Source organism: Tropicimonas sediminicola, from assembly GCF_900188335.1.
GTDB classification, from domain to species: Bacteria; Pseudomonadota; Alphaproteobacteria; order Rhodobacterales; family Rhodobacteraceae; genus Tropicimonas; species Tropicimonas sediminicola.
The window spans coordinates 292,467-317,672 of the sequence record NZ_FZOY01000003.1 but is presented as its reverse complement, the minus strand read 5'-3'; the positions used below and the strand labels follow the sequence as shown (position 1 = coordinate 317,672).

Sequence of the window (25,206 nt, the reverse complement as noted above, 5' to 3'; positions counted from 1 at the left end):
GCCCGACCCCACCGTTCGCTGCCCCCTCGGCACGCCATGGCAATGCGGGCTCCGCTGGCGTAGAAGCCACGGGCAAACCCGCCATTTCCGACGCCACGCCCGATGCCAGACACCGCCCCACCCGCCTCCCGCCGCTACCTGGTCGTCTCGCCCTGCCGGAACGAGGCGGCTTACCTGCGCCGGACCCTCGACGCCGTGGTCGCCCAGACCGAGCGGCCGGCGCTCTGGATCGTGGTCGACGACGGCTCGACCGACGAAACCCCCGCGATTCTCGCGAATTACGCGGCACGGCACGAGTGGATCCGGGTCGTTCCCAAACCCGACCGCGGACACCGCGCCGTCGGGCCCGGGGTGATCGAGGCCTTCGAGGCCGGGCTCGCTGCAGCGCCGCCGCTCGACGGGTTCGACTACCTTTGCAAGCTCGACCTCGACCTCGATCTGCCGCGCGCCTATTTCGCCACCCTGATGGACCGGCTGGAAGCCGACCCGCGCCTCGGCACCTGCTCCGGCAAGCCTTGGTACCGCACCACCTCCGGCGCCTGGATCAGCGAGAAATGCGGCGACGAGGCCTCGGTCGGCATGACCAAGTTCTACCGTGTCGCCTGTTTTCAGGAGATCGGCGGATTCGTCCGCGAGGTGAACTGGGACTCGATCGACTGCCACAAGGCGCGGCAACTCGGCTGGACGGCGCGCAGCTGGGACGACCCGGAGATCCGGATCGAACACCTGCGCCCGATGGGGTCGAGCCAGAGCGGCATCGTCAGTGGCCGAAGGCGGGCGGGATATGCCCAGTACTACATGGGCACCGATCCGCTTTATTTCACCGCGACCGCGCTCTATCGCATGACCCGCCCGCCCTATGTGATCGGCGGCCTCGCGATGCTCTGGGGTTACGGCGAGTCCTGGCTCGCCGGCAAGCCCCGCCAGCAGGACACCGCCCTCATCGCCTTCATCCGCCGCTATCAACGCCGGGCGCTCAGGGTCGGCAAGCGGAGGGCGCTGGAGGAGGTCGAAGCCCGGCAGGCCGGCCTGCGCGGCCCCGGCACGCCCTAGCGGCGGCCGCGGAAAATCTCCGCCCTGATTCGCGCGATCATATCCGGGTCGGCTTCCGGCTTCATGTCAGGGCGCGGCGCCCCCTCGGCCAGTGCTGCCTCAAGGGCGTCGGGCAGGTCTGCGGTCGTCATCGCCACGAAGATCCCCGGCCGGCCGCCCAGATGCGCCACGGTGTCGAGCTGGTGATCGTTGCGCACCTCGCCGGTTCCGGACCGGCGAGGCAGAACCACAAGCGGCACCCGATGTGTCATCGCGGCGATCATTACGCCCGTGCCGGCATGGCTGACGATGCAGCGCGCGGCAGCACAGCGGCTGGCAAATTCCGCCGGTGCAAGGCTCCGCACGGTCCGGAAGTGTTGGGGACGGAAGCCCGACTGCCCGTCGGTGAGGATCTGGCCAAAGACCTCGGTGTCGGGATGCGCCGCCGCCCAGCGGTCCATCGCCCCCACCAGCCGGTCGAAGGGCAACTGCGAGCCCACGGTCACGAAGATCACAGCACGCTCCCCGAATACTCAGGCCCTTCCGAAGCACCCGTCGCCTCGCGGCCGAGATGCGGCCATTGGGTCAGCCAGAGATCGCAATGCGGACCGGCCATCCGACCCGACATCGAAAGCGCACCCGCGTTGGCGACGCTGTCGACCCAGATCCCCCGCGCGCCAAAGAGCCGCCCGAGCCTGAGCGCCACGTAGCCCGGCGCCGCCCCGGTGGTGACGATCACGTCGGGCCGGAGCCGCAGCATCAGCGAGGCAAGACGCGCCACCAGCCGCACGAGCTGCCAGCGGCTCCAGCGGCTCGCGTCGGGAATCGCCACGAAACGCGCGTCGCCGCGCCCGGCCAGATCCGCCTGCAAGGCGGGGTCCGTCGTGGCATAGACCAGCTCGCAGCCCTCCCAGGCCGGCGTGAGCCGCATAAGCTCGGCCCAGTGCCCGCCGGAGGAGGCGACTGCCAGCACGCGGGGCGGCCGCATCGCATGGGCGCCCTCGCGCCGTTTCGTGGTGTCGTCCATCGCTCGATCCCCGCCGACCGCAGGGGCCGCCTTTCGCCCCGTTCTAGGCCCGCCTCCGGGCCGAGGAAAGGGGGCGCTGGCGGGTTCTCAATCGCTCGGGCCGGGTCTATGTTGCCCGCGGATCCTTCAGAGGGGGGCCATGCCCAACACCTTCGCCCTTGTCGTGCTCTGGGCCTGGCCCGTGTTCTGCGTGCTCGCGTTTCGCAGGCTGCCGCTGGCCACCGGGCTGTCGCTGGCGATGATCGGCGGCTATCTCCTCGTGCCGCCCGCGATCTCGGTGAACCTGCCGCTGCTCCCGCCCTACGAGAAGCGCCTGGCTTCCGCCGTTGCCGGACTGCTGCTGGTGCTCATGGCCCCGCGCCCGACGCCCGCGATGGCACGGATCGCACCGCCCACGAGCCTTGCCGGCTGGCTTCCCGCCAGCAACGCCCTGAGGCTCTGCCTGCTCCTGTTGGTCGTGGGCGCGCTCGGCACGACGCTCACCAACAGCGAGCCGCTGCGCCTTGCCGACAGGTCCCTGCCGGGGATGACGCTGAAGGACGCGATGGCGCAGATCTTGGGCAGTCTCGGCACGATCCTGCCCTTCCTGCTCGCCCGGAAATACATCGCAGCGACCGAGGACCAGGAACGCATGATCCGCGTGCTCGTCTTCGCCGCGCTCGCCTACACGTTGCTGGCGCTCTTCGAGGTGCGTATGTCGCCGCAACTCAACCGCATGGTCTACGGCTTCTTCCCGCATTCCTGGCTGCAGCACATCCGGGGCGACGGCTACCGGCCGGTGGTGTTCCTGCAGCACGGGCTATGGCTCGCGATCTTCTTCACCAGCGCCCTGGTGGCCACGCTGGGGTACGCCCGGATCAGCGATGGAGGCCAGAAGGTCCGGCTTCTGGCCGCCGCGGCCTGGATCTTTGCCACGCAGGCCGTCTCCAAGTCGCTCGGCGCGCTGGTCCTGTCGATCATTTTCGCCCCGATCGCGCTGATCTTTGGCCGTCGCGTGCAGCTTGTCCTTGTCGCGGCGATCACGCTCGCGGTGCTTGGCTACCCGATGCTGCGCGGATCGGGTCTGGTGGCGGTGGACCAGATCGCCGCCGTTACCGAACAGATCGACGCCGACAGGGCCAAGTCCTTCAATGGCCGGCTGCGGAACGAGAACATGCTGCTTGAGCGGGTCTCCGAGAAGCCGCTCTTCGGCTGGGGCGAATGGGGACGCTGGCGGGTCTATGACGAGCGCGGGATCGACCGCACCACCAGCGACGGCTTCTGGATCATCACGCTCTCGCAGGGCGGCTGGGCCCGCTACCTCGCCATGTTCGGGCTCTTGTGCCTGCCGGTGCTGCAACTGGCGTTCCGGCGGCGGCACCTCGACGACCCCAAGGCCCAGGGACTTGCAATCGCGCTCGCCCTGGCGTTGACTGCCAACCTGATCGACCTGCTCCCAAATGCCGGGATCACGCCGCTCACCTGGATGCTCGCGGGCGCCCTTGCCGGGCGGATGGAGCTGCAACCCGCGGCTGCCGCGCAGCCGGCGCCACAGGCTTCCGCGACGCCACGCTCGCCCTACACGCCGGTGCGAAAGACGACCTCGACCTGGCAACCGCAGCGAAAGACCTGAATGCGCGCCTACGTCACGATTTCCATCATCAATTACCGCACCGCAGCGCTGACCCTGGCCTGCCTCCGCTCTGTCCTCGCCGATCTCGCAGGCGACGCGGACCGCCCAGCGACGGACGGCCGCATCATCATCGTCGACAATGCCTCCGGCGACGGATCGGCCGAAGCAATCGCCGACTGGATCGCCGCGCATCCTGACGCGCCGGTCGACCTGGTCCGCTCGACCGAAAACACCGGTTTTTCCGGCGGTCACAATCGCGGCATGGCGGCCTGCGACAGCGAGTTCACCCTTGTGCTCAATTCCGACGCAGAGCTGCGTCCCGGCTGCCTCGCCGCCCTGCTCGCCGCCGCCGAAATACGCCCCGAGGCCGGCCTTTTCGCGCCGCGGCTGGAAGGCGAGGACGGCACGGTGCAGACCTCCAGCTTCCGCTTCCCGGGCGCGGCGAGCGAGTTGATCCGCGGCGCGGGCTCCGGCCCCGTCACGGCGCTCCTGAAATCCCACGAGGTCGCCATCGGCCCCGCCCCCGCGCCGGCGGAGATCCAATGGGCGAGCTTTGCCTGCATCCTGCTGCGCCGCGCCATGGTCGAGGCGATCGGCCCGATGGACGAAGGCTATTTCCTCTATTTCGAGGATGCCGAGTATTGCCACCGCGCCCGGCGGGCCGGCTGGGCGCTGGTGCACGTCCCGGAGGCGCGCTGCGTCCATCACCGCGGCGGCAGCGGACCTGTCAAGACGCTGATCTCGCAAAAGAAACGCCTCCCAGCCTATTATTACGCCTCGCGCACGCGGTTCCTCTACCAGACCGGCGGCTGGACAGGGATGATCTCCGCCAATCTCGCCTGGCTGCTGGGTCGGCTGCTGGCGCAGGGACGTATCCTCTTCGGCAAGCCGCGGCATCGCGCCGCCGAGGCCGAGGCGCGCGACATCTGGATCAACGCCACCCGCCCGCTCGGGCCACGGCATGCACCGGGCGAGTGATCCGATGGCGGCCCCCGACTTCCTGATCATCGGCGCGATGAAATGCGGCACCTCGACCCTGCAGGCGCAACTCGCCGCCCAGCCGGGCATCTACATGACGACGCCGAAGGAACCGAACTACTTCTCCGACGACGCGATCTTTGCCCGCGGCGAGGCCTGGTATTCCGGCCTGTTCGACGCCGCGGCCCCCGGCGACCTGACCGGAGAGGCGTCGACCCATTACACCAAGCTGCCGACCTATCCCGACACCCTCGACCGCATGGCAGCGCGCCTCGACCAGCCCCGGTTCATCTACCTGATGCGCGACCCGCTGGAGCGGGCGATCTCGCACTACATCCACGACTGGTCGCAGGGTCTGCTGCCCGACGATCCGGTCGCGGCCTTCGAGAGCACGCCGGAGCTTGCCGCCTACAGCCGCTACGGGATGCAACTCGCACCCTTCGTGTCCCGCTACGGGCGCGACTCGATCCTGCTTTTGCGGCTGGAGTGGATGCAGGCCGACCCGCAGGGAACGCTCTCCCGCGTCGGCAATTTCCTCGGGAAGCCGGACCTGCGCTGGAACGCCAAGCTTGGGGCGCAGAACGTCTCCGCCGAGCGCGTCCGGCGGCTGCCGATGCACGGCCTGATCGTCGACAACCCGGTGGCAAAGGCGCTGCGCAGGAGCCTCGTGCCAAAGGCCGTCCGCACCCGGATCCGCGAGGGCCGGCAGATGCGCGGCCGACCCGACCTGCCGGAGCGCCTGCGCACGCGCCTTGAGAGCATCTTCGCCGAGGATCAGGCGCACCTGGCCGAGCTTTTCCCCGGCGATCCGGCAGTCGATTTCGAGGCCGTTCCGTGAGCGCGCCCGAGGTCGCCGCCGTCGTCATCGGCCGCAACGAGGGCGCGCACCTCGCCGCCTGCCTTGCCTCGCTCGCGGGAGAGGTCGGGCGGGTCGTCTATGTCGATTCCGGCTCGATGGACGACTCCGTCGCGGTTGCGCGGACGGCAGGCGCCGAGGTGGTGGAACTCGACCCCGCCCAGCCCTTCACCGCCGCCCGCGCCCGCAACGCCGGCGTCGATGCCCTCGGGGAGATCGGCCTGCCCGAGCTGATCCAGTTCATCGACGGCGATTGCACGTTGGTGCCGGGCTGGATCGCCACCGCCCGCGCCGCCTTCGCCACCGAGCCGGAGCTTGCCGTAGCCTGCGGACGACGGCGGGAGCGGCACCCGGAAGCGTCTGTCTACACCCGGATGATCGACCGGGAGTGGGACACGCCAGTCGGCCGCGCGCGGGCCTGCGGGGGCGATTCCATGATGCGCAGCGCCGCGTTCCGGGCGGTCGGCGGGTTCGATCCGACGATGATCGCGGGGGAGGAGCCCGATCTCTGCATCCGCCTGCGGGCCGCTGGCTGGAAGGTCCGGCGGCTCGACGCGGAGATGACGCGCCACGACGCCGGCATCACCCGGTTCGCGCAGTTCTGGCAGCGCGCCCGCCGCGCGGGTCACGCCTATGCCGAGGGCGCCGCGCGCCATGGCGCACCACCGGAACGGCACTACGTCCCGCAGCTCCGCCGCTGCCTCCTGTGGGGCGCGGCGCTGCCGCTGGCGACCCTGGTGCTGACGCTCGCCATCTCGCCTTGGTTCCTGCTCCTCGCCCTGGCCTATCCGCTCCAGATCCAGCGCCTCGCGCGGTCTCGTGGCCTCGCCGAAGCCACGCTGCTGACCGTCGGCAAGATCGCCGAGGCGCAGGGCGCCATTGGCTACCGGCTCCGCCGTCTCGGCAAGCAGCGCAGCTCTCTGGTGGAATACAAGTAACCGGCTTCAGGGGAGGAGCGGCGCGATCCGGTCCCAGTTGATCGCCACGCCGGCGGCGCAGATCGCCAGTCCCGCGAGGGTCATCCAGACATCCTGCACCGGGTCCCAGGCATTGTACCGACGGGCATAGGCCACCCGCATCGGCAGCGTCAGCAACACCGCCAGCCCGATCGCCGCGATCGCGCCGACCACGCCCGCAAGGTCGATGCCCGCGAACATCAACCCCGTCTGCAGCACCGCAGTCACGATCTGCAACACAGCGTTCCGGGCCGAATCGCCCTCCGCCAGGAGCAGCGATCCGACCGAGTTCAGCGCCAGCGGCGGCACCAGTGTCAGGGCATAGAGGCTCAGCGTCGGCCCCGCATCGGCGAAGCGGGGATCGTAGAGCAGATCGACGATCAGCGGCCCGCCGAAGGCCATCACCGCCGCCGCCAGCAGCGCCGCAGCGGTCAGCATCCGCCGCGCCCGAAAGATCGCGGCCCGCCCGGACGGATCGCCGGACATCGGCCGCACCCGGTAGAGCGGCAGCACGATCTTGCTGCTGACGGCACGGGTCAGCAGAAGCGGCACGCTGGCGAGGAAGAAGGCCACGTTGTAGACGCCGAGTTCCCCGAGGCTCAGGTGCGCGCCAAGGATCGCCCGGTCGCCCTGGGCGATGACGAACCCGGCAGCCGTGCCGATGAAGATGTAGCGCCCGAACCCGAAGGCATTGCCGAGGGCCGCGCGTTCCAGCCGGAAGCGGTTCTTCGCATCGGGCAGAAAGATCCACCAGGCGAGCGTCCGGATCACCTCGCCGATCAGCGTGCCGATCACCAGCGCCCAGACCGACCGCAGGGTGACGGCGAGAACCGCCATGATGACGAGCGTCAAGGCCTGGCAGCCAAGCTGGATCGCCGTCACCTGCCCCAGCCGCAGATGCCGATGCGCGGTGTGCAGCGCCGTCGGCACGAAGCCGTTCACCAGCAGCGCCAGCCCGGAGACCGGCAGGATCAGCGCAATATCCGGCGCCTCGTAGAGCGCCGCGGCCGGCCCCGCGATCGCCAGCGTCAAGAGCCAGAGCAGAAGTCCGCGCGCCACCTGCACCGTCCAGATCGTGTTGAGAAAGTCCGGATCGTCGCCCCGCCCGCTCTGCACGATCAGCGGGCGCACCCCGGTGTCGGAAAACAGGTTCAGCCCGTTGAGGAAGACCTGCACCAGCGCCATAAGGCCGAATGCCTCCGGGAAGAGCAGCCGCGTCAGAAGGAGGTTGGAGGCGAGACGCAGCACCTGCGCGCCGCCGAACTGCACGAAGACAAGCAGGGTGCCGCGCCAGGCCCGCGCCCGGACGCTCTCGCCGATCCCCAGGTCGCTCACGCCCACCCTCCGCATCGCGGGACCGCAACCATCACGAGGCACCGCCGTCGAAGCTGTAGCCGAAGAGCTCCACGTCCCGGGCATAGGCGCGGGCGACGATCTCGGCGGTCGCGTCGCTGTAGGCGCGGCGGTAGTCGCCCTCGCTGCCGCCGGTCGGGTTCAGCCGGGCCAGCCGCGCCTCCACCCCGATCCGGTCACAGACATGGCGGTAGTCGTCCTCCAGCCGTTCGTAGCGCCCCACGAAATCCACGGCCGGCGCGGACCGCCCGGTCAGGCAGACAAAGGCATGTTGCGGCCGGAAATGCACGGCGCTCCAGATGTCCCCCCCGGCGATGAAGCCGCGCAGGAAGGCGTCGAAATCCGGAAAGGGCACGATGATACGCTCCGCCCGCGCGGCATCCTCGGGCACCAGCCCGCCGGCCTTGAGAAACCGATAGGCCGAATGCACCCTGTCCCAGGGGTTGCGCACGAAGGTGAACTTGAAGAACTCCCGGAATTCCCGCCCCGTCAGGGCCAGGCGATAGGCCGTGATCGGCAGATGCCCGCCGCCGCGGCAACCGAAAAGCGCATCGGCCACGGACAGGCCCGCGCATTTCGGGATGTGGACGAAGACGGCGCGCCGCGCGATCATCGGTGCAAGCGTCACAGGGTAGTCCGGCGAGATCTCCCGCGTGCGCAGGCTCTGGAGTTTCCCGTAATACTCCGGGTCGCGCAGTCGGTAATAGGCCTTGTGGACTTCCGGCGGCAGCGCGGCCATCAAGCGGCGCGGCAGGCCGTTCATCCGGGCCTCGTGCCGCCCGTCCTCACTGCCCTGCCCGATCCCGCGGGCCGCTACCATTGCGTCGCTGCCGTCCATCGCCTGCCGTGTTCTGCCTGCGTCCCGCGGCCCGGCCATTGCGCCCGGACCAGAGCCCCGTCACCGCCTCGCGGCGATGCGCCCCCTGCCCGACCGCTACCACGATGGCGGAACCATCACACCTCGAAAATTGTGGCCCGCAATCCGGTCGGACCGGTAGCGGACGCGGGCAAGCTGCGGTTAACCCTGTGCCAGCGCGGGCAAGGAAAGCACCCACGCAGGCAATTGATTTGAAAGTACAGGCAAGAGGGTTTCGCCATGATCCATCCCGTCATTCTCTGTGGTGGCTCCGGCACACGTCTGTGGCCCTCGTCGCGCAAGGGCTACCCCAAGCAGTTCGCGCCGCTGCTGGGAGAGAGCAGTCTCTACCAGGCGACGCTGCGCCGCCTCACCGGCCCGCGCTTCACCCGCCCGCTCGTGATGACCAATGAGGAATTCCGCTTCCTCGCCTCGCAACAGGCCGCCGGCATCGGGCTCTCGGATGCGCAGGTTGTGGTCGAGCCCTGCTTGCGGGACACCGCTCCGGCCATCCTCGTCGCGGCCCTCATCGTGGCGCAGGACGACGGCGACGAAGGGCTGATGCTGGTTGCCCCGTCCGACCACGTGATCGCCGACCTGCCCGGTTTCCTGCATGCGGTGGACCGCGGCGCCGAAGCCGCCCGCAGCGGCGCGCTGGTCACCTTTGGGGTGACGCCGGACCGGCCGGAAACCGGCTATGGCTATCTCGAGATCGCCCGCAAGCCCGACGGGACCGGCGCCGCCCTGCCGGTGTCCAGCTTCCGCGAGAAGCCCGATGTCGCCACGGCAGCGAAGTTCCTCGAAGCGGGCACCTATCTCTGGAACGCCGGGATCTTCCTGTTCCGCGCCGCCGACGTGATCGCGGCCTTCGAGGCCCATGCACCGGACCTCGTCGCCCCCGCCCGCGCCGCTCTGGATCGCGGCCGCGAGGATCTGAACCTGTTCCGGCTGGACCCTGACTCCTACGCCGGGTCGCCGTCGATCTCCTTCGACTACGCCGTGATGGAAAAGGCCGGCCGGGTCTCCGCCGTGCCGCTCGACTGCGCCTGGTCCGATCTTGGCGCCTGGGATGCGATCTGGGCGGCCGAGAGCCCCGACGAGGACGGGCTGGCCATCCGGGGGCCGGTCACGGCCGTCGATTGCCGCGACAGCTACCTGCGGTCCGAGGAGCCTGGGCTGCAACTCGTGGGGCTGGGGCTCGACGGGGTCGTCGCGGTGGCGATGCGCGATGCGGTGCTCGTGGCCGACAAGAGCCGGGTGCAGGAGGTCAAGGGACTGGTCTCGACCCTGCGCGCCGGTGGCGTCGACCAGGCCGACGATTACCCGCGATTCCACCGTCCCTGGGGCTGGTACGAGACGCTCTGCATCGACACCCGGTTCCAGGTGAAGCGGATCATGGTGCACCCCGGCGGGGTGCTGAGCCTGCAGAGCCACCATCACCGGTCGGAGCACTGGATCGTTGTGTCCGGCACGGCCGAAGTGACGATCGGCGACCAGGTCAAACTGGTGACCGAGAACCAGTCGGTCTACATTCCGCTCGGCACCGTGCACCGCATGGCCAACCCGGGAAAGCTGCCGATGTACCTGATCGAGGTCCAGACCGGGGCCTATCTCGGCGAGGACGACATCCAGCGCTACGAGGATGTCTACGGCAGGGGCTGACGCCCCGCCCCACCTGGAGACTTCGCCCTGCCTGACCGCCCCCGCACCTTTCCTGCCCCGGAGACGGTCGCTGTCGTCCTCGCCGTGTTCAACGGCGAACGCTTCCTTGGCGCGGCGCTCGCCTCCGTCTTCGCGCAGAGCCGGGTGCCGGACGAGGTGATCGTGGTCGATGACGGCTCGACTGATTCCAGCGGGCAGACCGCGCGCAGCCATCCCGGCGTGCGGGTGATCCGGCAGGAGAACCAGGGACTGAGCGCCGCCCGCAACACCGGGCTCGCCGCGGTGCAGTCGGACGCGGTGGTGTTTCTCGACGATGACGACCGGATGCTGCCGGAGAACCTCGCCACGGGGCTGCGTCTCCTGTCCGCATACCCGCAGGCGGCCTTCGTCGCCGGATGCGCCACGCCGATCGACGCCGCCGGCACCCGGACCAGCCCCGATAAGCGCCTCGGCAGTCCCGGCACCTGCAGCTTTGCCACCCTGCTGGCCGGGCATTCCTTCGTGCCGCCCTCCACCGTGATGTTCCGCCGCGCGGCCTTCGAGGCGACCGGCCCCTTCGACACCGCGCTTCGGTCGGGCTGCGAGGATCTGGACATCTACCTGCGCATGGCGCGGGTCTTCGAGGTTCATGCCCACCCGGCGCTGATCGTCGAATATCGCCGCCACGGCCGCAACATCACCCGCAATCGTGCCAGGCTGCTCAAGGCCAGCCTCGACCTGCTGGAGCGCAACCGTGCACTTGTCGCGGACGACCCGGAGCTGAAGGCCGCCCTTGAAGCGGGCCGGCGGCGCTGGATCGCGACCTATGGGCCGGGCTTGCCCAGCGAAGCGGCCGGACATCTGAAACAGGGGCACATCCTGCCGGCCGTGCGCGCGATCGGTGCGGCGCTGCGCTATCATCCGCAGGGGCTCTGGCGCTACCTGTACGGCAAGCTCGGGCGCGGATGATCTGCGGCGGATAGGGGGCCGTCTGCCCCCCGCGCCCCGTTCCGGGGCTCCCCCCGAGGGTATTTTCCCCAAGAAGACGGGTATGGGCCGTTTTGCGATGGACCTCCGCCCCTGCCGCGTCGCAAGGTGCCGTCGCCCGCATCGAAGGACCCTCATGGACGACCGCCCGCAATCGAAGGCCCTGCCGCGCCTCGCCTACCTGACCAGCGAATACCCGGCGGTGTCTCACACCTTCATCCTGCGGGAGGTGCTCGCCCTGCGGCGGCTGGGCTTCGAGGTCGAGACCTGCTCGATCCGGCGGACGGATCCGGCGCTTCATCACCTTGGGCCGCAGGAGCGGCAGGCGGCGGCGTCGACCTTCTACGTCCTGGGCGCCGCGCGGTCTCCCCTGGCGCTGATCTCCGCGCAACTGACTGCATTGGCCCGGCCCGCGCGGTGGCTGCGGGCAGCGGCGCTCGCCTGGCGCAGCCGGCCACCGGGCTTGCGGGCCATGCTCTACCAGGCATTCTACCTCGTCGAGGCCGCGGTCCTGGCGCGCCACCTGCGCCAGCGGGGCATAACGCACCTGCACTGCCATTTCGGGCACTCCGCCTGCAGCGTCGCCATGCTGGCCAGCGAATTGTCCGGCATTCCCTACAGTTTCACCCTGCACGGGCCGACGATCTTCTATGCGCCGAAGCATTGGCGGATCGACGAGAAGATCGCCCGGGCGCGCTTCGTGGCCTGCATCAGCCGGTTCTGCCGAAGCCAGGCCATGATCTTTGCCGCGCCCGAGCATTGGGACCGTCTCAAGGTGATCCACTGCGGCGTCGATCCGGCACTCTACGATACCGGAGCGCGGGAACGAACCGGCAAGCGGCTGCTGTTTGTCGGGCGACTGGCGGCGGTCAAGGGGGTGCCGGTGCTTCTGGAGGCGTTCAAGGCGGTGGCCGCGCAGCACCCGGAAGCCCACCTGACCCTGATTGGCGATGGCCCTGAGCGGGCCCGGTTGGAAACCGAGGCGGAACATCTCGGCGTTTCGCGGCAGGTGGCCTTTGCCGGGTATCGCAGCCAGGAGGAGGTGGCTGCCGCGCTGGCGGATGCGGACCTGTTCGTTCTGCCCTCCTTCGCCGAGGGGGTGCCGGTGGTGTTGATGGAGGCGATGGCGGCGCGCCTGCCGGTCGTCGCGACGCGCGTTGGCGGGGTTCAGGAACTGGTCGAGGACGGCGTGAGCGGACTTGCCGTGACTTCAGGGGATGCGGACGCCTTCGCCGACGCGCTTCTGCGCCTTTTGGACGATCCGGACCGGATGCGCTCCATGGGAGAGGCCGGACGCGCGCAGGTGATCGATGAATTCTCCACCGAACGCGAAGCGGAACGGCTGGCCGGGTTGTTTCGGGGAGACATGGCCGGGCCAGCCCGCCAATAAGATCCATTTCGGTCCTGATAGGCCGAGCCGCGCGTTTGCGAAACGCCGCCAGCGCGTCTCAGTCCGCGCAGGACCAGGCGGCGTCCTCTCCAAGGGCGGGGTGGCGCATCTGGGTGCCGGGCGCGATGTTCAACGCCTCGGCCAGCCCGCCGTTGATCTCCAGCACCGCCACCACGCCGGGGCCGCCGTCGATCGGCGTGAGGTCGCCCGGAATCGCCTCCGAATGCACGCGGGTCACGACGCCGTGGGCATCGGCGAAGATCATGTCGAGCGGGATCAGCGTGTTCTTCATCCAGAAGCTCGCGTGCTGCGGCTGCGGATAGATAAACAGCATGCCGGCGGACCGGGGCAGCGACTCGCGGAACATCAGGCCGCGGGCACGTTCCTCGTTGTCATCGGCGACCTCGACGGAGAAGCGCGCACTGCCCCAGTCGCCGCGCAGGTCGATCTGGTCCTCGGCGCATTCCGCGCTCGCAACGGCGGGCAGAGCCGCCGCGACGAGCGCCAGGATCGCCTTCCTGCCCCACCCTGCAGACATCTTCAGCTATCCCTGATCGCGCGTTCCCAGGCCGCAACCTCTATGGCCATTCGGCCTCGACGGCCCTCGACCACGCGCAGGCCAACCGCCTCACCCGGCTGCAGGTCGGCCAACCCGGAACGGCGCAGCACCTCGACATGCACGAAGATATCCTCGTTGCGGCCGAACACGTTGGCAAAGCCGAAGCCCTTGCCCTTGTCGAACCACTTCACCCTCGCGGGCTCCAGCGGCAGGGCGGCGATTTCCTCGGCCGTGATGGCGGCCGCATCTTCCAGCGGCGGGCCGTCGTCCTCGTCGGGCGGGGTGATCGTGCGCACCTCGACCGCCTGCATGCCGCGCGCGGTCTGCTGTACGAGGATCTCGATAAGAGCCCCGTCGGCAACGGAAGATTGCCCGAAATTTCTGAGCACATTCGCATGAAGCAGAATGTCCGGACCGCCCTCTTCGGCGACCACGAAGCCAAACCCCTTGCTGGGGTCAAACCATTTTACACGGCCGTTTACCGGCCACGCGTTTCCAGTCTCGTCTTTCGCGGTCACCAGCGGGTCACCTTTGTACACTCCCGATTACGGGCCTTCGGTTTTCTAACACTACACCAATCAAAGTTCTTTCGGGGAAAAGCGTGACGCAAATGGAAACAATCAATTCAGAGCTTCGATGGTTAGGGCATGATACCCATCGTTTCAAGCTTTGGCCTTCGTTTCAACGCACATGCCACGAAATGACCAAGATTGATGATGAAAAAACACATTTTCGACAGATTTCACGGCTGTAGCCGACGAACTTCCCATGAACCCTGGGCAGATTTCCGCCACTGGAAACGATCGTGAAGGCGAAACGCGCCATCGGCCCAGAATTCGATCTCGGTCGGCCGCAGCCGGAAACCGCCCCAGAATGGCGGACGCGGCGGGTTGGTGCCGTGTTTTGCCGTGACGCGGGCCACTTCGGCCATAAGTGACGCGCGCGACGCAAGCGGCTGACTCTGGTGCGACGCCCAGGCCCCCAGCCGGGATTTCAGAGACCTGGAGGCGAAATAGGCATCGGCCTGCGGCCCTTCTTCGCGCTCCACCGTGCCGCGCACCCGGATCTGCCGGCGAAGGCTTTTCCAGTGGGCGACGAAGGCCGCCTTGCCGGCTTGCTCCAGCTCGGCCGCCTTGGCGCTGCCGTAGTTGGTGTAGAAGACGAAGGTATCGGCCTCGATCTCCTTGAGCAGCACCATCCGGACATTGGGCATGCCCCCCTCGTCGACCGTGGCGAGCGCGATCGCGTTGGGATCGTTCACTTCCCTGGCCTCCGCCTCGGCCAGCCAGTCTCGGGCCAGCGCGAAGGGATCGTCGCCTGCGAAGATGCCGGTTCGGTCGCTCATCGGGGTCTCTCCTGCCTTGCGGAGCCCGGGCTACACGCGATGCACGGGCATTTCCAGTGCCTTCCGTCGCTCTTGCCCTGCCCATGCCGCTTGCCGTAAAGGGGCCGAAAGGAAATCCGAGCGGCGGAGGGACAGATGACGACGGGTCTTATGGCGGGCAAGCGTGGCCTCATTATGGGGCTGGCCAATGACAAGTCCATCGCCTGGGGAATTGCGCGCGCCTGCGCAGATGCCGGCGCCGAACTGGCGCTGACCTACCAGGGCGATGCCTTCCGCAAGCGGGTGCTGCCGCTGGCAGAGCAACTGGGCGTGACCCAGCTCGCCGATTGCGACGTGATGGACGATGCCTCCGTGGATGCCGTCTTCGCACAGCTGGAAGAGGCCTGGGGCTCGCTCGACTTCGTGGTTCACGCCATCGGCTTTTCCGACAAGAACGAGCTTCGCGGCCGCTACGTCGACACCAGCCGGGCCAATTTCAACATGACCATGGATGTCTCGGTCTATTCCTTCACCTCCGTGGTGCAGCGGGCCGAGAAGCTGATGAAGAACGGCGGCTGCTGCCTGACGCTCAGCTACCTCGGCGCCGAGCGGGTGATGCCACACTATAATGTGATGGGTGTCGCCAAGGCCGCGCTGGAGGCCAGCGTGCGCTACCTCGCCGAGGACCTCGGCAAGGACGGCATCCGGGTCAACGCGATCTCGGCCGGCCCGATCAAGACGCTGGCCGCCAGCGGCATCGGCGATTTCCGCTACATCCTGAAGTGGAACGAGCTGAACTCGCCGCTGCGCCGCAACGTGACGATCCAGGACGTCGGCAATTCGGCCCTCTACCTGCTGTCGGATCTCGGCGCGGGCGTCACGGGCGAGCTGCACCACGTGGACGCCGGCTATCACAGCGTCGGCATGAAGGCCGTCGATGCCCCGGATATCGACGTCACCACCGGAAGGAAGTGAGACCCCGATGAGCCAGCGCCCCGACCGCCTGCCCCACGAAAAGGGATTCCACATCAGCTGGGATCAGATCCACCGCGACAGCCGCGCGCTCGCCTGGCGTCTCGACGGCCACGGGCCGATGGAAGGCGGCGCCTGGAAGGCGATCGTCGCGATCACCCGGGGCGGCATGGCGCCGGCGATGATCATCGCCCGCGAGCTCGACGTGCGGATGGTCGATACGATCTCGGTGAAGTCCTACAACCACCAGCACCAGATGGATGCGGTCGTGCTCAAGGCGCCGGACGAGGCGATGATGGGCGACGGCGAGGGCATCCTGGTGATCGACGACCTCGTGGACAGCGGCAAGACGCTGGAGCTGGTCCGCAAGCTCTATCCCAAGGCGCATTTCGCCACCGTATACGCCAAGCCCAAGGGCCGGCCGATGGTGGACACCTTCATCACCGAAGTGAGCCAGGACACCTGGATCTTCTTTCCCTGGGACATGGCCCTGCAATACGTCGAGCCCTATCGCGGCACCGACTGACGGCTCAGGCGGCAAAGGCCGAAGGGGGGCCGTCTGCCCCCCGTCTGCCCCGTTCGGGGCAGCCTCCCCCCGAGGATATTTCCACCAGGAAAAGCTGCCTGACCTGGTCTGATCAGGCCAGGTTGGCCGCGAAATGCGCCAGCGTGCGATCCCACGCCAGGGTCGCCGCCGCCTCGTCGTAGCGTGGGGTCGAGTCGTTGTGGAAGCCGTGGTTGGCGCCCTCGTAGATATGCGCCTCGTAGGCCTTGCCGTTCGCCTGCAGCGCCTCCTCGTAGGCGGGCCAGCCGGCATTGACCCGTTCGTCGAGCCCGCCGTAGTGCAGCAGCAGCGGCGCCTGGATCGACGGCACCTGCGCCGCTTCCGGCTGGCGCCCGTAGAAGGGCACGGAGGCGGCCATCTCGGGATAGGCCACCGCCAGCGCGTTGCAGACGCCGCCGCCGTAGCAGAAGCCCACCGCGCCGACCTTTCCGGTCGAGCCCTCGTGGTCGCGCAAGAATTCGAAAGCGGCGAAGAAATCCTCCATCAGCTTGGCGCCGTCGAGCGTCTGCTGCATGGCGCGGCCGTCGTCGTCATTGCCGGGATAGCCGCCGAGCGGCGTGAGCCCGTCGGGTCCGAAGGCGAGGTAGCCCGCCTTGGCAGTCCGGCGCACGACGTCCTCGATATAGGGGTTGAGGCCCCGGTTCTCGTGGATCACCAGCACCGCCGGAAGCGGGCCGCTGGCGCCGGCGGGTTTGGCCATCAGGCCGCGAATGGTGCCGTGCCCCTCGGGGCTGTCGTATTCCGCGATCATGGTCTCGATCGACGGGTCGTCCTCCGCCACCTGCTGGGCGAGGGCATAGTTCGGCCGCATGCTCTGCAGCACCGCGGCCGCGGTCACGCCGGCGGCGGTGTAATGCGCCGCCTGACGCAGGAATTCGCGCTTGGTCAGCTGCCCGTGGGCATAGCCGTCGTAAAGTTCCAATAGCTTGGGATGAAAATCGGTTGCCTTCTTGCGGGTCATGTCGCGCTCCTTGGCGAGGGTGTCCGGGCGGACTGTAGCACCGGAATCCGGCCGCGCGACGCCCGTCACCAAATCGTGTTGAGGGTGCGCAGAAGCCGCCTTCGCCGCGCCGCAGCAGGACCCTTTCGGGACGGTGCCCGCGCTGCTAGACAGGGCAAGGACCGAAGGAGCCCCGCCGATGCCCATGCCCCTGAACCCAGCCATGGCCGCGACGGCGGTATCTCCGGTGCCGGAGTCCGCCCGCTGGATCGCCGGCCGGCAGTTTCCCGACGACCGCCCCCTGATCAACGTCAGCCAGGCCGCGCCGGTGGCGACGCCCCCCCTGCCCCTGCGCGAGGCGATGGCGCGGGCGGTGATGGAGGAGGCCGGCGCGCATCTCTACGGCCCCGACCTTGGCCTGCCGGACTTGAGGGAAGCGCTGGCGGGACAGATCGCCGGCATCTATGGCAGCGCCGTCGCGCCGGCACAGGTGGCGATCACCTCCGGCTGCAACCAGGCCTTTGCCGCCGCCATCGCGACCCTCGCCGGCCCCGGCGACGAGGTTCTGCTGCCGGTGCCCTGGTACTTCAACCACAAGATGTGGCTCGACATGTCCTCCGTGCGCGCGGCGCCCTTGCCCAGCGGAGACGACCTCGTGCCCGATCCGGACGCCGCGGCCGCGCGGATCACAAGCCGCACCCGGGCGATCGTGCTTGTCACGCCGAACAACCCAACGGGCGTTGCCTATCCGCCTGAAACGATTGCCGCTTTCCGCGACCTCGCCCGCGCGCACGGTCTGGCGCTGGTGATCGACGAGACCTATCGCGACTTTCATCCGGACCCCGGTGCGCCGCACGGGCTCTTCTCCGACCCGGACTGGGAGGACACGGTGATCCACCTCTACAGCTTCTCCAAGGCCTACCGGCTCACCGGGCACCGGGTGGGTGCGCTGGTCAGTTCGCCGGCGCGCCTTTCCGAGGTGGAGAAGTTCATCGACAGCGTCACCATCTGCCCCAGCCAGGTCGGCCAGCGGGCGGCGCTCTGGGGCATCCGGCACCTTGGCGACTGGCTGGCCGGCGAGCGGCGCGAGATCCTCGACCGGCGCGCGGCCATCGTGGAGGGCTTCGGGGGGCTCGCCGATCGGGGCTGGCGGCTGCGCGGCTGCGGCGCCTATTTCGCCTATGTCGAGCATCCCTTCGCGATGCCTTCCGACGCGCTGGCCCCCGAGCTGGTGGACCGGGCGGGCGTGCTCTGCCTGCCGGGCACGATGTTCGAGCCGGCGAGCGAGGCGCCGGGCGGCGCGACCGGCAGCCGCCATCTGCGGATCGCCTATGCCAACATCGACCGCGCCGGGATCGGCGCACTCTACGAGCGGCTTTCACAGGTCGGTTTCCCGGCCTGAGGGCGCTTGCCTCCCTGCGATCAGGCGCATAGACAAGCGCGACACGGATCCGCAGGAGACAGGTGCCCCATGAGCAAAGGCAAGAAGGCCGGTAACATCCTCGTCTATGCGCTGATAGCGGCGCTGATCGCAGGTCTCGGCGGGTTCGGCATCTCCAGTTTCTCCGGCGGCGGCACCACCGTCGCGACCGTCGGCGACCGCGAGATCACGGCCGAGGAATACTACCGCGCGATGGTCGAGGCGATCCGGGCGCAGGAAGCCGCCGGCGCGACCGACCTGAACTTCGCCACGCTCGAGGCCCAGGGAATCCCCTCGCAGGTGCGCGGGCAGCTTGCCGGGATCGAGGCGATCAACGGCGAGGCCGACCGGCTCGGCCTGTCGGTGGGCGACGCCGAGGTCGCTCGCCAGATCCGGGCGTCCTCCTCTTTTGCCGGCGTCAACGGCGAGTTCGACCGCGATGCCTATGAATACACGCTGGAGCAGAACGGCTGGAGCGTGAGCGAGTTCGAGACCTCGGTGCGCGAGGAGACCACCCGCCAGATCCTGCAGGGTGCGGTCTCGGCCGGGGTCGCGCCGTCGCAGCAGATGGTCGACCAACTGACCAACTGGCTCGGCGAGCGCCGCAGCTTCCGCTGGGCCGCCTTCCGCGCCACCCGCTACCTTGCCGAGCTGGAAGAGCCGACCGAGGACGAACTCGCGGCCTTCCATGCCGAGAACGAGGACGCCTTCACCCTGCCCGAGAGCAAGCGCATCACCTATGCGCTGCTGACGCCCGACATGATCGCCGGCGAGGTCGAGCTGAACGAGGACGACCTGCGCGCGCTCTACACCGAGCGGGCCGCTCAATACGTCATGCCCGAGCGCCGGCTGGTCGAACGCCTGGTCTTCGGAACGGCCGAGGATGCGACCGCCGCCCGCGAGGCGATCGAGGCCGGCGAGAGCGATTTCCCCGCGGAGGTCGCGAAGCGCGACCTGACCCTGCAGGACGTGGATCTCGGCGACGTGACCCGCGACGCGCTCGGCGCGGCCGCGGATGCGGTCTTCGGGCTGGAAGAGCCGGGCATCGTCGGCCCCTACCCGACCGATCTGGGCCCGGCGCTGTTCCGGATGAACGGCATCCTCTCGGCGCAGGAAACCACCTTTGAAGAGGCGGAGCCGGACCTCCGCGCGGAGCTTGGCCGCGAGCGCGCCGCCCGGACGATCGAGGACATGATCAGCGATTACGACGACCGGCTCGCCGGTGGCGCGACGCTGGAAGACCTGGCCGCCGAAACCGAGATGGAGCTCGGCACGATCGACTACTACCCCGGCGTCGATGCCGGTGTTGCGGGCTACGAGGCATTCCGCGCTGCCGCCGAGGCGGTGACCGAGAGCGACTTCCCCGAGATCGACACGCTCGACGATGGCGGCATCTTTGCCCTGCGGATGGACGAGACGGTGCCGCCGCGGCTGCAGCCGCTGGACGAGATCCGCGACCAGGTGGCCGACGCCCTGCTCGCCGAGCGCGCGCTCGACCGCGCCCGTGAAGAGGCCGCGGCGGCGCAGGCACAGCTCGAGATCGGCGGCACGCTCGGCAGCGACGCGGCCACGGTGGAGACGGCGGAGAATGCGACCCGCGCGAACTTTGCCGAGACCGGCGCGCCCGCGATCCTGGCCGACGCCGTGTTTGCGCTGGAAGCCGGTGAAAGCACACTGGTCGATTTTCCGGGCGTCGCGATCGTGGTGGTGCTCGACAGCATCGATCCGGTCGACGCCGAGGACCCGCAGAACGCGCTGATGGAGCAACAGATCCGGGCGCAGGTCGCCCAAGGCACCGCCTCCGACCTGTTCCTCTACTTCGCGCAGTCGCTGACCTCCAGCGCGGGGATCCGCTTCAACGACGCGGGGCTGAACGCCGTGAACTCGCAACTCTTCCGCTGAGCGCCCAATGGTACAGCTCCTTCCCGGCTTCGACGATTTCGCCCGTGGCTACAATGCGGGGCAGAACCAGGTGGTCTATGCCCGCCTGGCCGCCGATCTCGACACGCCCGTCAGCCTGATGCTCAAGCTCGCCGACGCCCGCACCGACAGCTTCATGCTGGAATCGGTGACCGGCGGAGAGGTGCGCGGCCGCTACTCCATCGTCGGACTCAAGCCGGACCTCGTGTGGAAATGCAACGGCAGCGCGGCCCGGATCAACCGGTCGGCCCGCTTCGACCCCGACGCCTATGTCGACGAAGAGACCGATCCCCTGACCTCTCTGCGCGCGCTGATCGCGGAGAGCCAGATCGAGCTGCCCGACGGCCTGCCCTCCGCGGCGGCCGGGCTTTTCGGCTATCTGGGCTACGACATGATCCGGCTGGTCGAACACCTGCCCGGCGTCAATCCCGATCCACTCGGCCTGCCCGACGCGGTGATGATGCGACCCTCGGTCGTGGCGGTGCTCGACGGGGTGAAGGGCGAGGTGATGGTCGTCTCTCCCACCTTCACCGGCCAGGGGCTGTCTGCCAAGGCCGCCTATGCCCAGGCCGCCGAGCGGGTGATGGACGCGATCCGCGACCTCGAGTCCGGGATGCGGGGCGAAAGCCGCGCGCTCGCTGACCAGGCCCATGTTGGCGAACCGGTCTCGAACTTCACCAAGCCGGACTACCTGGCGGCCGTCGACAAGGCCAAGGAATACATCCGTGCCGGAGACATCTTCCAGGTCGTGCCCTCGCAGCGCTGGACCGTGGATTTCCCGCTGCCGCCCTTCGCGCTCTACCGCAGCCTGCGGCGCACCAACCCCTCGCCGTTCATGTTCTTCTTCAACTTCGGCGGGTTCCAGGTAATCGGTGCGAGTCCCGAGATCCTTGTTCGCCTGCGTGAGGGCGAGGTCACGATCCGGCCCATTGCCGGCACCCGTCCGCGCGGCGCCAACGAGGACGAGGACCGCGCGCTGGAAGCCGACCTGCTCGGCGACGAGAAGGAAATGGCCGAACACCTGATGCTGCTCGACCTCGGCCGCAACGATGTGGGCCGGGTTGCGAAGATCGGCACCGTGCATCCCACGGAAGAATTCGTGATCGAGCGCTACAGCCATGTCATGCACATCGTCTCCAACGTCGTCGGAGAGCTGAAGGACGGCGAGGACGCGCTCTCCGCGCTGCTGGCCGGCCTGCCCGCCGGCACCGTGTCCGGGGCGCCCAAGGTCCGCGCGATGGAGATCATCGACGAGCTGGAGCCCGAGAAACGCGGTGTCTACGGCGGCGGCGTGGGCTATTTCTCCGCCGACGGCGACATGGATATGTGCATCGCCCTGCGCACCGCGGTGCTGAAGGACGAGAAGCTCTACATCCAGGCCGGTGGCGGGGTGGTCTATGACAGCGACCCGGAAGCGGAATGGCTGGAGACGGTGAACAAGTCCCGCGCCATCCGCGCCGCCGCGCAGGATGCCGGCCGATTCGTGCGCCGGGGCAACCGCTAAATCACACTCGCTTTGACAGGGATCATATTCCTGCCACCCTATGGGATGCAGTTTGGCTGCAATTTTCCAAGGGGAGGGAGCGATGTTTCAGGGAGTTTCCACCGGCGGCGGCACGCGCCGCAAAGGTCTTTGGGCCGCGGTGTCTGTCGTTGCGATGTCGGCGAGCGCAACGGCGTCGTCCTACGAGGTCAGGGTCGAGCCGGAGACCTTTGCCGCACCGGAGGTCTATTCGCCTTACGCCGGCCGCGCCTATCCCGACCAGGTACTCTTTGGCGACCTGCATTTCCACACCGAGATCTCCTTTGACGCCGGTCTGATCGGCACCTCGCTGTCTGTTCACGACGCGTTTCGCATCGCCCGCGGCGAGAAGGTCCTCTCCAACACCGGCCAGCCGGTTCAACTGATCCGCCCGCTGGACTTCCTCGCGATCACCGAGCACGCCGAGATGCTCGGCATCGCCACCGCGGTCCGGACATCGGACCCACGCCTGCTGTCGGACGAGTGGGGCCGCAACATCCACGACCTGTTCAACTCCGGGCAGGAAGGGCGCATGGCCGCCTTCGCCGACATCATCGAGATCGGCACCGTTCAGGGCCGCGACCCGACCGCCGGGCTCGACCTCGACGGACAGATCTGGCTCGACATCGTCGACGCGGTCGACTCCTACAACGATCCGGGCAATTTCACCGCGCTGTCGGGGTTCGAATGGACCTCCACCCCGATGGGGGACAACCTTCACCGGATCGTCCTGTTCGGTGACGGCGCCGACAAGACCGGCCAGACACGGCCGTTCCCGTTCTTCGACAACGAGGATCCGGAAAGGCTGTGGGACTACCTCGAGGGCTACGAGGCGCAGACGGGCGGGCGGGCGATCGCCGTGCCGCACAACGCCAACCTCTCGAACGGGCTGATGTTCGCGCCGACACGGTTCGACGGCTCGCCGATGGACGCCGAGTACGCGGCCAGGCGCGCCCGCTGGGAACCGATCCACGAAATGACGCAGATCAAGGGCGACGAGGAAACGCACCCTTTCCTGTCGCCCGACGACGAGTTCGCCGATTTCGAGACATGGGACGTCGGGAACCTCTCGGGCGCCTTCCCGAAAGAGCCGGAGATGCTGCAATACGAGTATGCGCGCTCTGCCCTCAAGCTCGGGCTGAAGCTGGGGCGGGAACTCGGCGTGAACCCGTTCCAGTTCGGCCTCTACGGCACGACGGACGCGCACACCGCCATCCCGACGTCGCGCGAGGAGAACTATTTCGGCAAGTACCAGCACACCGAACCCTCCGCCAACCGGCACAACATCGACGTGATCCCGGCCGAGGATCCCGCGCTGCGCATCCTGACGGCGCAGGAATCGGCCTCCGGCCTCGCGGCGGTCTGGGCCAGGGAGAACACGCGCGAGGAGGTCTTCGGCGCGCTGAAACGCAAGTAGGTCTTCGCGACGACCGGCACGCGCCTGCGCGTCCGGGTCTTCGGCGGCTGGGAGTTCACGGCCGAGGACATGGCGACGCCGGATTTCGTGGCCAAGGGCTACCGTAACGGCGTCCCGATGGGCGGTGCGCTCCGCGGCGCACCCGATGGCGGCGCGCCGAGCTTCATGGTGCAGGCCATCCGCGACCCGGACGGCGCCAATCTCGACCGGGTCCAGATGGTGAAGGGCTGGGTCGACGCCGCCGGCGAGACCCACGAACGGGTCTACGACCTCGCCGTCTCCGGCGGGCGCGAGATCGGCGAGGACGGTCGCGCACGGGAACCGGTCGGCAACACGGTCGACATCGAGACGGCGACCTACGCCAACAGCATCGGCGCGCCGACCCTGCAGGCGCATTGGACCGACCCGGAATTCGACCCGGCGCAGGGCGCCTTCTACTACGTGCGCGTCCTCGAGATCCCGACCCCGCGCTGGACGACCCACGATGCCGCCTTCTACGGCGTGCCGCTGCCCGACAGCGTCCCGCCGACGGTGCAGGACCGCGCCTATACCTCGCCGATCTGGTACATGCCCTGACGGCAGCGCCCGGCGACTGATCGCAGACGCCGGGCATCACGTTTGGGTTTGAGATTCCCCCTCCGCCGGGGCCATGTGATAGGATCGGGCGATGGACAGTTCTCCGTCGCCTCTCCCGCGCAGCACCGCCCGCCGCAAGTACCTCGGCGCGGCCGTTCTCGGCCTTTGCGCCCTGGCGATCCTCGCCACCACCTGGCTGCTGCCGAGCGTCGACCCGGCGGCGCTGGTCGAGAAGGTGGCCAGCAATCCCGGTCACATCGCCTTGCTGCTGATCGCGCTGATGGTGCTCCACAATTTCGTCCCCGTCCCGGCCGAGGCCATCGCCATCTGCGCCGGCGCGACCCTGGGCATTGCGGCCGGGGCCTTCGCGATCTGGATCGGGGCGATGCTGGGCGCGGTGATCGCCTTCGGGCTGTCGCGCCGCTACGGCCGCCGGTTCATCGCCGCGCGCGACGCCTCGGGCCACCTCGCGCGAATCGAGCGGAACTGGGAGAGCTGGGGCGCGACGGGGCTGATCGGCTTGCGGCTGGTGCCACTGATCTCCTTCAACCTCGTCAACTACGGCGCCGGTCTGACCTCGGTCGGCTGGTGGACATTTCTCTGGACCACGGCTGTCGGGATCCTGCCGATCCTGCTGCTTTCCGTGGCGGCCGGTGCGGGCCTTCATGCCACGTTCATGGGGCCGGCCTTTCTCGCCATCCTAGGGCTGCTCTGCCTGGGCCCCGGCCTGGTCCGCTATCTCCGGCGCAGACGCGCGATCAGCGCCGCCCGGAGCATCGAGACAACGCCCGTCAGCCCAGATCCTTGACCATGAAGACGCGGAACCCCTCGCGCCCGGTCTCGGCCCAGCCGCTGTTGCGATAGAACCGCAGGGTCGGCGTCATGTCCCGGTGGCTGGCGAGCGTCATCTGCCCGTAGCCGGCGGCGCGGGCGTGGTCTTCCGCCGCCGCCATCAGCGCGCGCCCGATCCCCTGCCCGCCACAATCGGGATGCACCGCGAGGTTGGCGATCCGCGCCACACCCGGCTCGAGATGCAGCACCAGCCCGCCGACGATGCGCCCCGTGCCCGGTTGCTCCGCCACCCAGACCGGGTGATGCGCGATCTCGTCGGCCACCCCGGCATCGACATCCGGCAGGCCCTCCAGCCGGTCGATCCACGGTCCATAGGCGGCGCGGATGACGGAGGTGAAGGCCGGGGCGTCCTCGGCGCGGGCTTGGCGGATCTCGGGTGTGTCCATGTGTAATATCTGGGCCGGACCCGCGGGCTTTGCAATCCCGTGGCTTGCCAAGTTCGCATCGTCAT

Annotated in this window: 23 protein-coding genes and 1 pseudogene; 15 read left to right on the top strand and 9 right to left on the bottom strand. The window is 68.6% G+C overall.

Going from position 1 to position 25,206, the window contains the following annotated elements; genetic code table 11:
- The first annotated feature begins 102 nt into the window (after window positions 1–102).
- Window positions 103–1,053 carry a glycosyltransferase family 2 protein gene (locus tag CHB86_RS10025; RefSeq protein WP_089232896.1) on the top strand — a complete coding sequence of 317 codons (951 nt, stop codon included), beginning with the start codon at window positions 103–105 and terminating at the stop codon, window positions 1,051–1,053.
- Here CHB86_RS10025 and CHB86_RS10020 read toward each other — a convergent pair.
- Together CHB86_RS10020 and CHB86_RS10015 are read right to left on the bottom strand one after the other, a co-directional pair.
- Window positions 1,050–1,547, bottom strand: coding sequence for a glycosyltransferase (locus CHB86_RS10020; RefSeq protein WP_089232895.1), 498 nt, complete (start codon window positions 1,545–1,547; stop codon window positions 1,050–1,052). The genes CHB86_RS10025 and CHB86_RS10020 overlap by 4 nt on opposite strands.
- Window positions 1,544–2,059 (bottom strand): glycosyltransferase family protein, encoded by a 516-nt coding sequence (locus CHB86_RS10015; protein ID WP_217898293.1) that lies wholly within the window; start codon window positions 2,057–2,059, stop codon window positions 1,544–1,546. Before CHB86_RS10015 ends, CHB86_RS10020 begins: the two co-directional genes overlap by 4 nt.
- Before the next feature lie 139 nt (window positions 2,060–2,198).
- On the opposite strand from CHB86_RS10015, the gene CHB86_RS10010 reads away from it, so the two are divergent.
- The 4 genes from CHB86_RS10010 to CHB86_RS09995 are packed head-to-tail and all read left to right on the top strand — an operon-like array spanning window position 2,199 to window position 6,443.
- A complete protein-coding gene (locus tag CHB86_RS10010) occupies window positions 2,199–3,671 on the top strand; it encodes an O-antigen ligase family protein (protein WP_089232894.1) in 1,473 nt (490 codons plus the stop codon).
- On the top strand, window positions 3,672–4,649 hold the full coding sequence (locus tag CHB86_RS10005; protein ID WP_089232893.1) for a glycosyltransferase family 2 protein: 978 nt from the start codon (window positions 3,672–3,674) through the stop codon (window positions 4,647–4,649).
- 4 nt (window positions 4,650–4,653) lie between these two features.
- Entirely contained in the window at window positions 4,654–5,487 is an 834-nt protein-coding gene (locus CHB86_RS10000; protein WP_245837878.1) for a sulfotransferase family protein, read from the top strand.
- The gene (locus CHB86_RS09995; protein ID WP_089232891.1) at window positions 5,484–6,443 is read left to right on the top strand and encodes a glycosyltransferase family 2 protein; all 960 of its coding nucleotides are present in this window, start codon (window positions 5,484–5,486) and stop codon (window positions 6,441–6,443) included. Before CHB86_RS10000 ends, CHB86_RS09995 begins: the two co-directional genes overlap by 4 nt.
- A gap of 6 nt (window positions 6,444–6,449) precedes the next feature.
- Here CHB86_RS09995 and CHB86_RS09990 read toward each other — a convergent pair whose 3' ends face one another.
- Together CHB86_RS09990 and CHB86_RS09985 are read right to left on the bottom strand one after the other, a co-directional pair.
- Entirely contained in the window at window positions 6,450–7,796 is a 1,347-nt protein-coding gene (locus CHB86_RS09990; RefSeq protein ID WP_176442834.1) for an oligosaccharide flippase family protein, read from the bottom strand.
- A 31-nt stretch (window positions 7,797–7,827) separates the two neighbouring features.
- Window positions 7,828–8,652 carry a sulfotransferase family 2 domain-containing protein gene (locus CHB86_RS09985; RefSeq protein ID WP_176442833.1) on the bottom strand — a complete coding sequence of 275 codons (825 nt, stop codon included), beginning with the start codon at window positions 8,650–8,652 and terminating at the stop codon, window positions 7,828–7,830.
- 258 nt (window positions 8,653–8,910) lie between these two features.
- Here CHB86_RS09985 and CHB86_RS09980 point away from each other — a divergent pair, with 258 nt between their 5' ends.
- The 3 genes from CHB86_RS09980 (at window position 8,911) to CHB86_RS09970 (ending at window position 12,688) form a co-directional block, all read left to right on the top strand.
- Entirely contained in the window at window positions 8,911–10,332 is a 1,422-nt protein-coding gene (locus tag CHB86_RS09980) for a mannose-1-phosphate guanylyltransferase/mannose-6-phosphate isomerase (RefSeq protein ID WP_089232888.1), read from the top strand.
- A 27-nt stretch (window positions 10,333–10,359) separates the two neighbouring features.
- The gene (locus CHB86_RS09975) at window positions 10,360–11,280 is read left to right on the top strand and encodes a glycosyltransferase family 2 protein (RefSeq protein WP_089232887.1); all 921 of its coding nucleotides are present in this window, start codon (window positions 10,360–10,362) and stop codon (window positions 11,278–11,280) included.
- A 154-nt stretch (window positions 11,281–11,434) separates the two neighbouring features.
- Window positions 11,435–12,688, top strand: a complete 1,254-nt coding sequence (locus tag CHB86_RS09970; protein WP_089232886.1) for a glycosyltransferase — start codon at window positions 11,435–11,437, stop codon at window positions 12,686–12,688.
- Window positions 12,689–12,746: 58 nt separating this feature from the next.
- Here CHB86_RS09970 and CHB86_RS09965 read toward each other — a convergent pair whose 3' ends face one another.
- The 3 genes from CHB86_RS09965 to pdxH all read right to left on the bottom strand — a co-directional run bounded on the left by CHB86_RS09965 (window position 12,747) and on the right by pdxH (window position 14,592).
- A complete protein-coding gene (locus tag CHB86_RS09965) occupies window positions 12,747–13,226 on the bottom strand; it encodes a DUF192 domain-containing protein (protein ID WP_089232885.1) in 480 nt (159 codons plus the stop codon).
- Window positions 13,227–13,228: 2 nt separating this feature from the next.
- Complete coding sequence (locus CHB86_RS09960; protein ID WP_089233095.1) at window positions 13,229–13,765, bottom strand: cold-shock protein; 537 nt, start codon at window positions 13,763–13,765, stop codon at window positions 13,229–13,231.
- 224 nt (window positions 13,766–13,989) lie between these two features.
- Window positions 13,990–14,592: a pyridoxamine 5'-phosphate oxidase gene (pdxH, locus tag CHB86_RS09955; protein WP_089232884.1), complete on the bottom strand. Its 603-nt coding sequence runs from the start codon at window positions 14,590–14,592 to the stop codon at window positions 13,990–13,992.
- Window positions 14,593–14,727: 135 nt separating this feature from the next.
- Between pdxH and fabI the strand changes: the two genes are divergently transcribed.
- Together fabI and gpt are read left to right on the top strand one after the other, a co-directional pair.
- Window positions 14,728–15,546 carry an enoyl-ACP reductase FabI gene (gene fabI / locus CHB86_RS09950; RefSeq protein ID WP_089232883.1) on the top strand — a complete coding sequence of 273 codons (819 nt, stop codon included), beginning with the start codon at window positions 14,728–14,730 and terminating at the stop codon, window positions 15,544–15,546.
- Window positions 15,547–15,553: 7 nt separating this feature from the next.
- Complete coding sequence (gene gpt / locus CHB86_RS09945; RefSeq protein ID WP_089232882.1) at window positions 15,554–16,069, top strand: xanthine phosphoribosyltransferase; 516 nt, start codon at window positions 15,554–15,556, stop codon at window positions 16,067–16,069.
- Window positions 16,070–16,181: 112 nt separating this feature from the next.
- Here the strand turns inward: gpt and yghX are convergent, their stop codons facing one another.
- Window positions 16,182–17,069: a YghX family hydrolase gene (gene yghX / locus CHB86_RS09940; RefSeq protein ID WP_089232881.1), complete on the bottom strand. Its 888-nt coding sequence runs from the start codon at window positions 17,067–17,069 to the stop codon at window positions 16,182–16,184.
- 178 nt (window positions 17,070–17,247) lie between these two features.
- Between yghX and CHB86_RS09935 the strand changes: the two genes are divergently transcribed.
- The 5 genes and pseudogenes from CHB86_RS09935 (at window position 17,248) to CHB86_RS09915 (ending at window position 24,711) form a co-directional block, all read left to right on the top strand.
- Window positions 17,248–18,450, top strand: coding sequence for an aminotransferase (locus CHB86_RS09935; protein WP_089232880.1), 1,203 nt, complete (start codon window positions 17,248–17,250; stop codon window positions 18,448–18,450).
- Window positions 18,451–18,519: 69 nt separating this feature from the next.
- Complete coding sequence (locus CHB86_RS09930; protein WP_089232879.1) at window positions 18,520–20,370, top strand: peptidyl-prolyl cis-trans isomerase; 1,851 nt, start codon at window positions 18,520–18,522, stop codon at window positions 20,368–20,370.
- Between the two features lie 7 nt (window positions 20,371–20,377).
- Entirely contained in the window at window positions 20,378–21,892 is a 1,515-nt protein-coding gene (gene trpE, locus CHB86_RS09925) for an anthranilate synthase component I (protein ID WP_089232878.1), read from the top strand.
- A gap of 40 nt (window positions 21,893–21,932) precedes the next feature.
- A pseudogene (locus CHB86_RS09920) lies at window positions 21,933–23,903 on the top strand (DUF3604 domain-containing protein).
- A gap of 91 nt (window positions 23,904–23,994) precedes the next feature.
- Entirely contained in the window at window positions 23,995–24,711 is a 717-nt protein-coding gene (locus CHB86_RS09915) for a TVP38/TMEM64 family protein (protein WP_089232877.1), read from the top strand.
- Here the strand turns inward: CHB86_RS09915 and CHB86_RS09910 are convergent.
- Window positions 24,695–25,141: a GNAT family N-acetyltransferase gene (locus CHB86_RS09910; protein ID WP_176442831.1), complete on the bottom strand. Its 447-nt coding sequence runs from the start codon at window positions 25,139–25,141 to the stop codon at window positions 24,695–24,697. The two genes, CHB86_RS09915 and CHB86_RS09910, sit on opposite strands and share 17 nt — an antisense overlap.
- Between the last annotated feature and the right edge of the window lie 65 nt (window positions 25,142–25,206).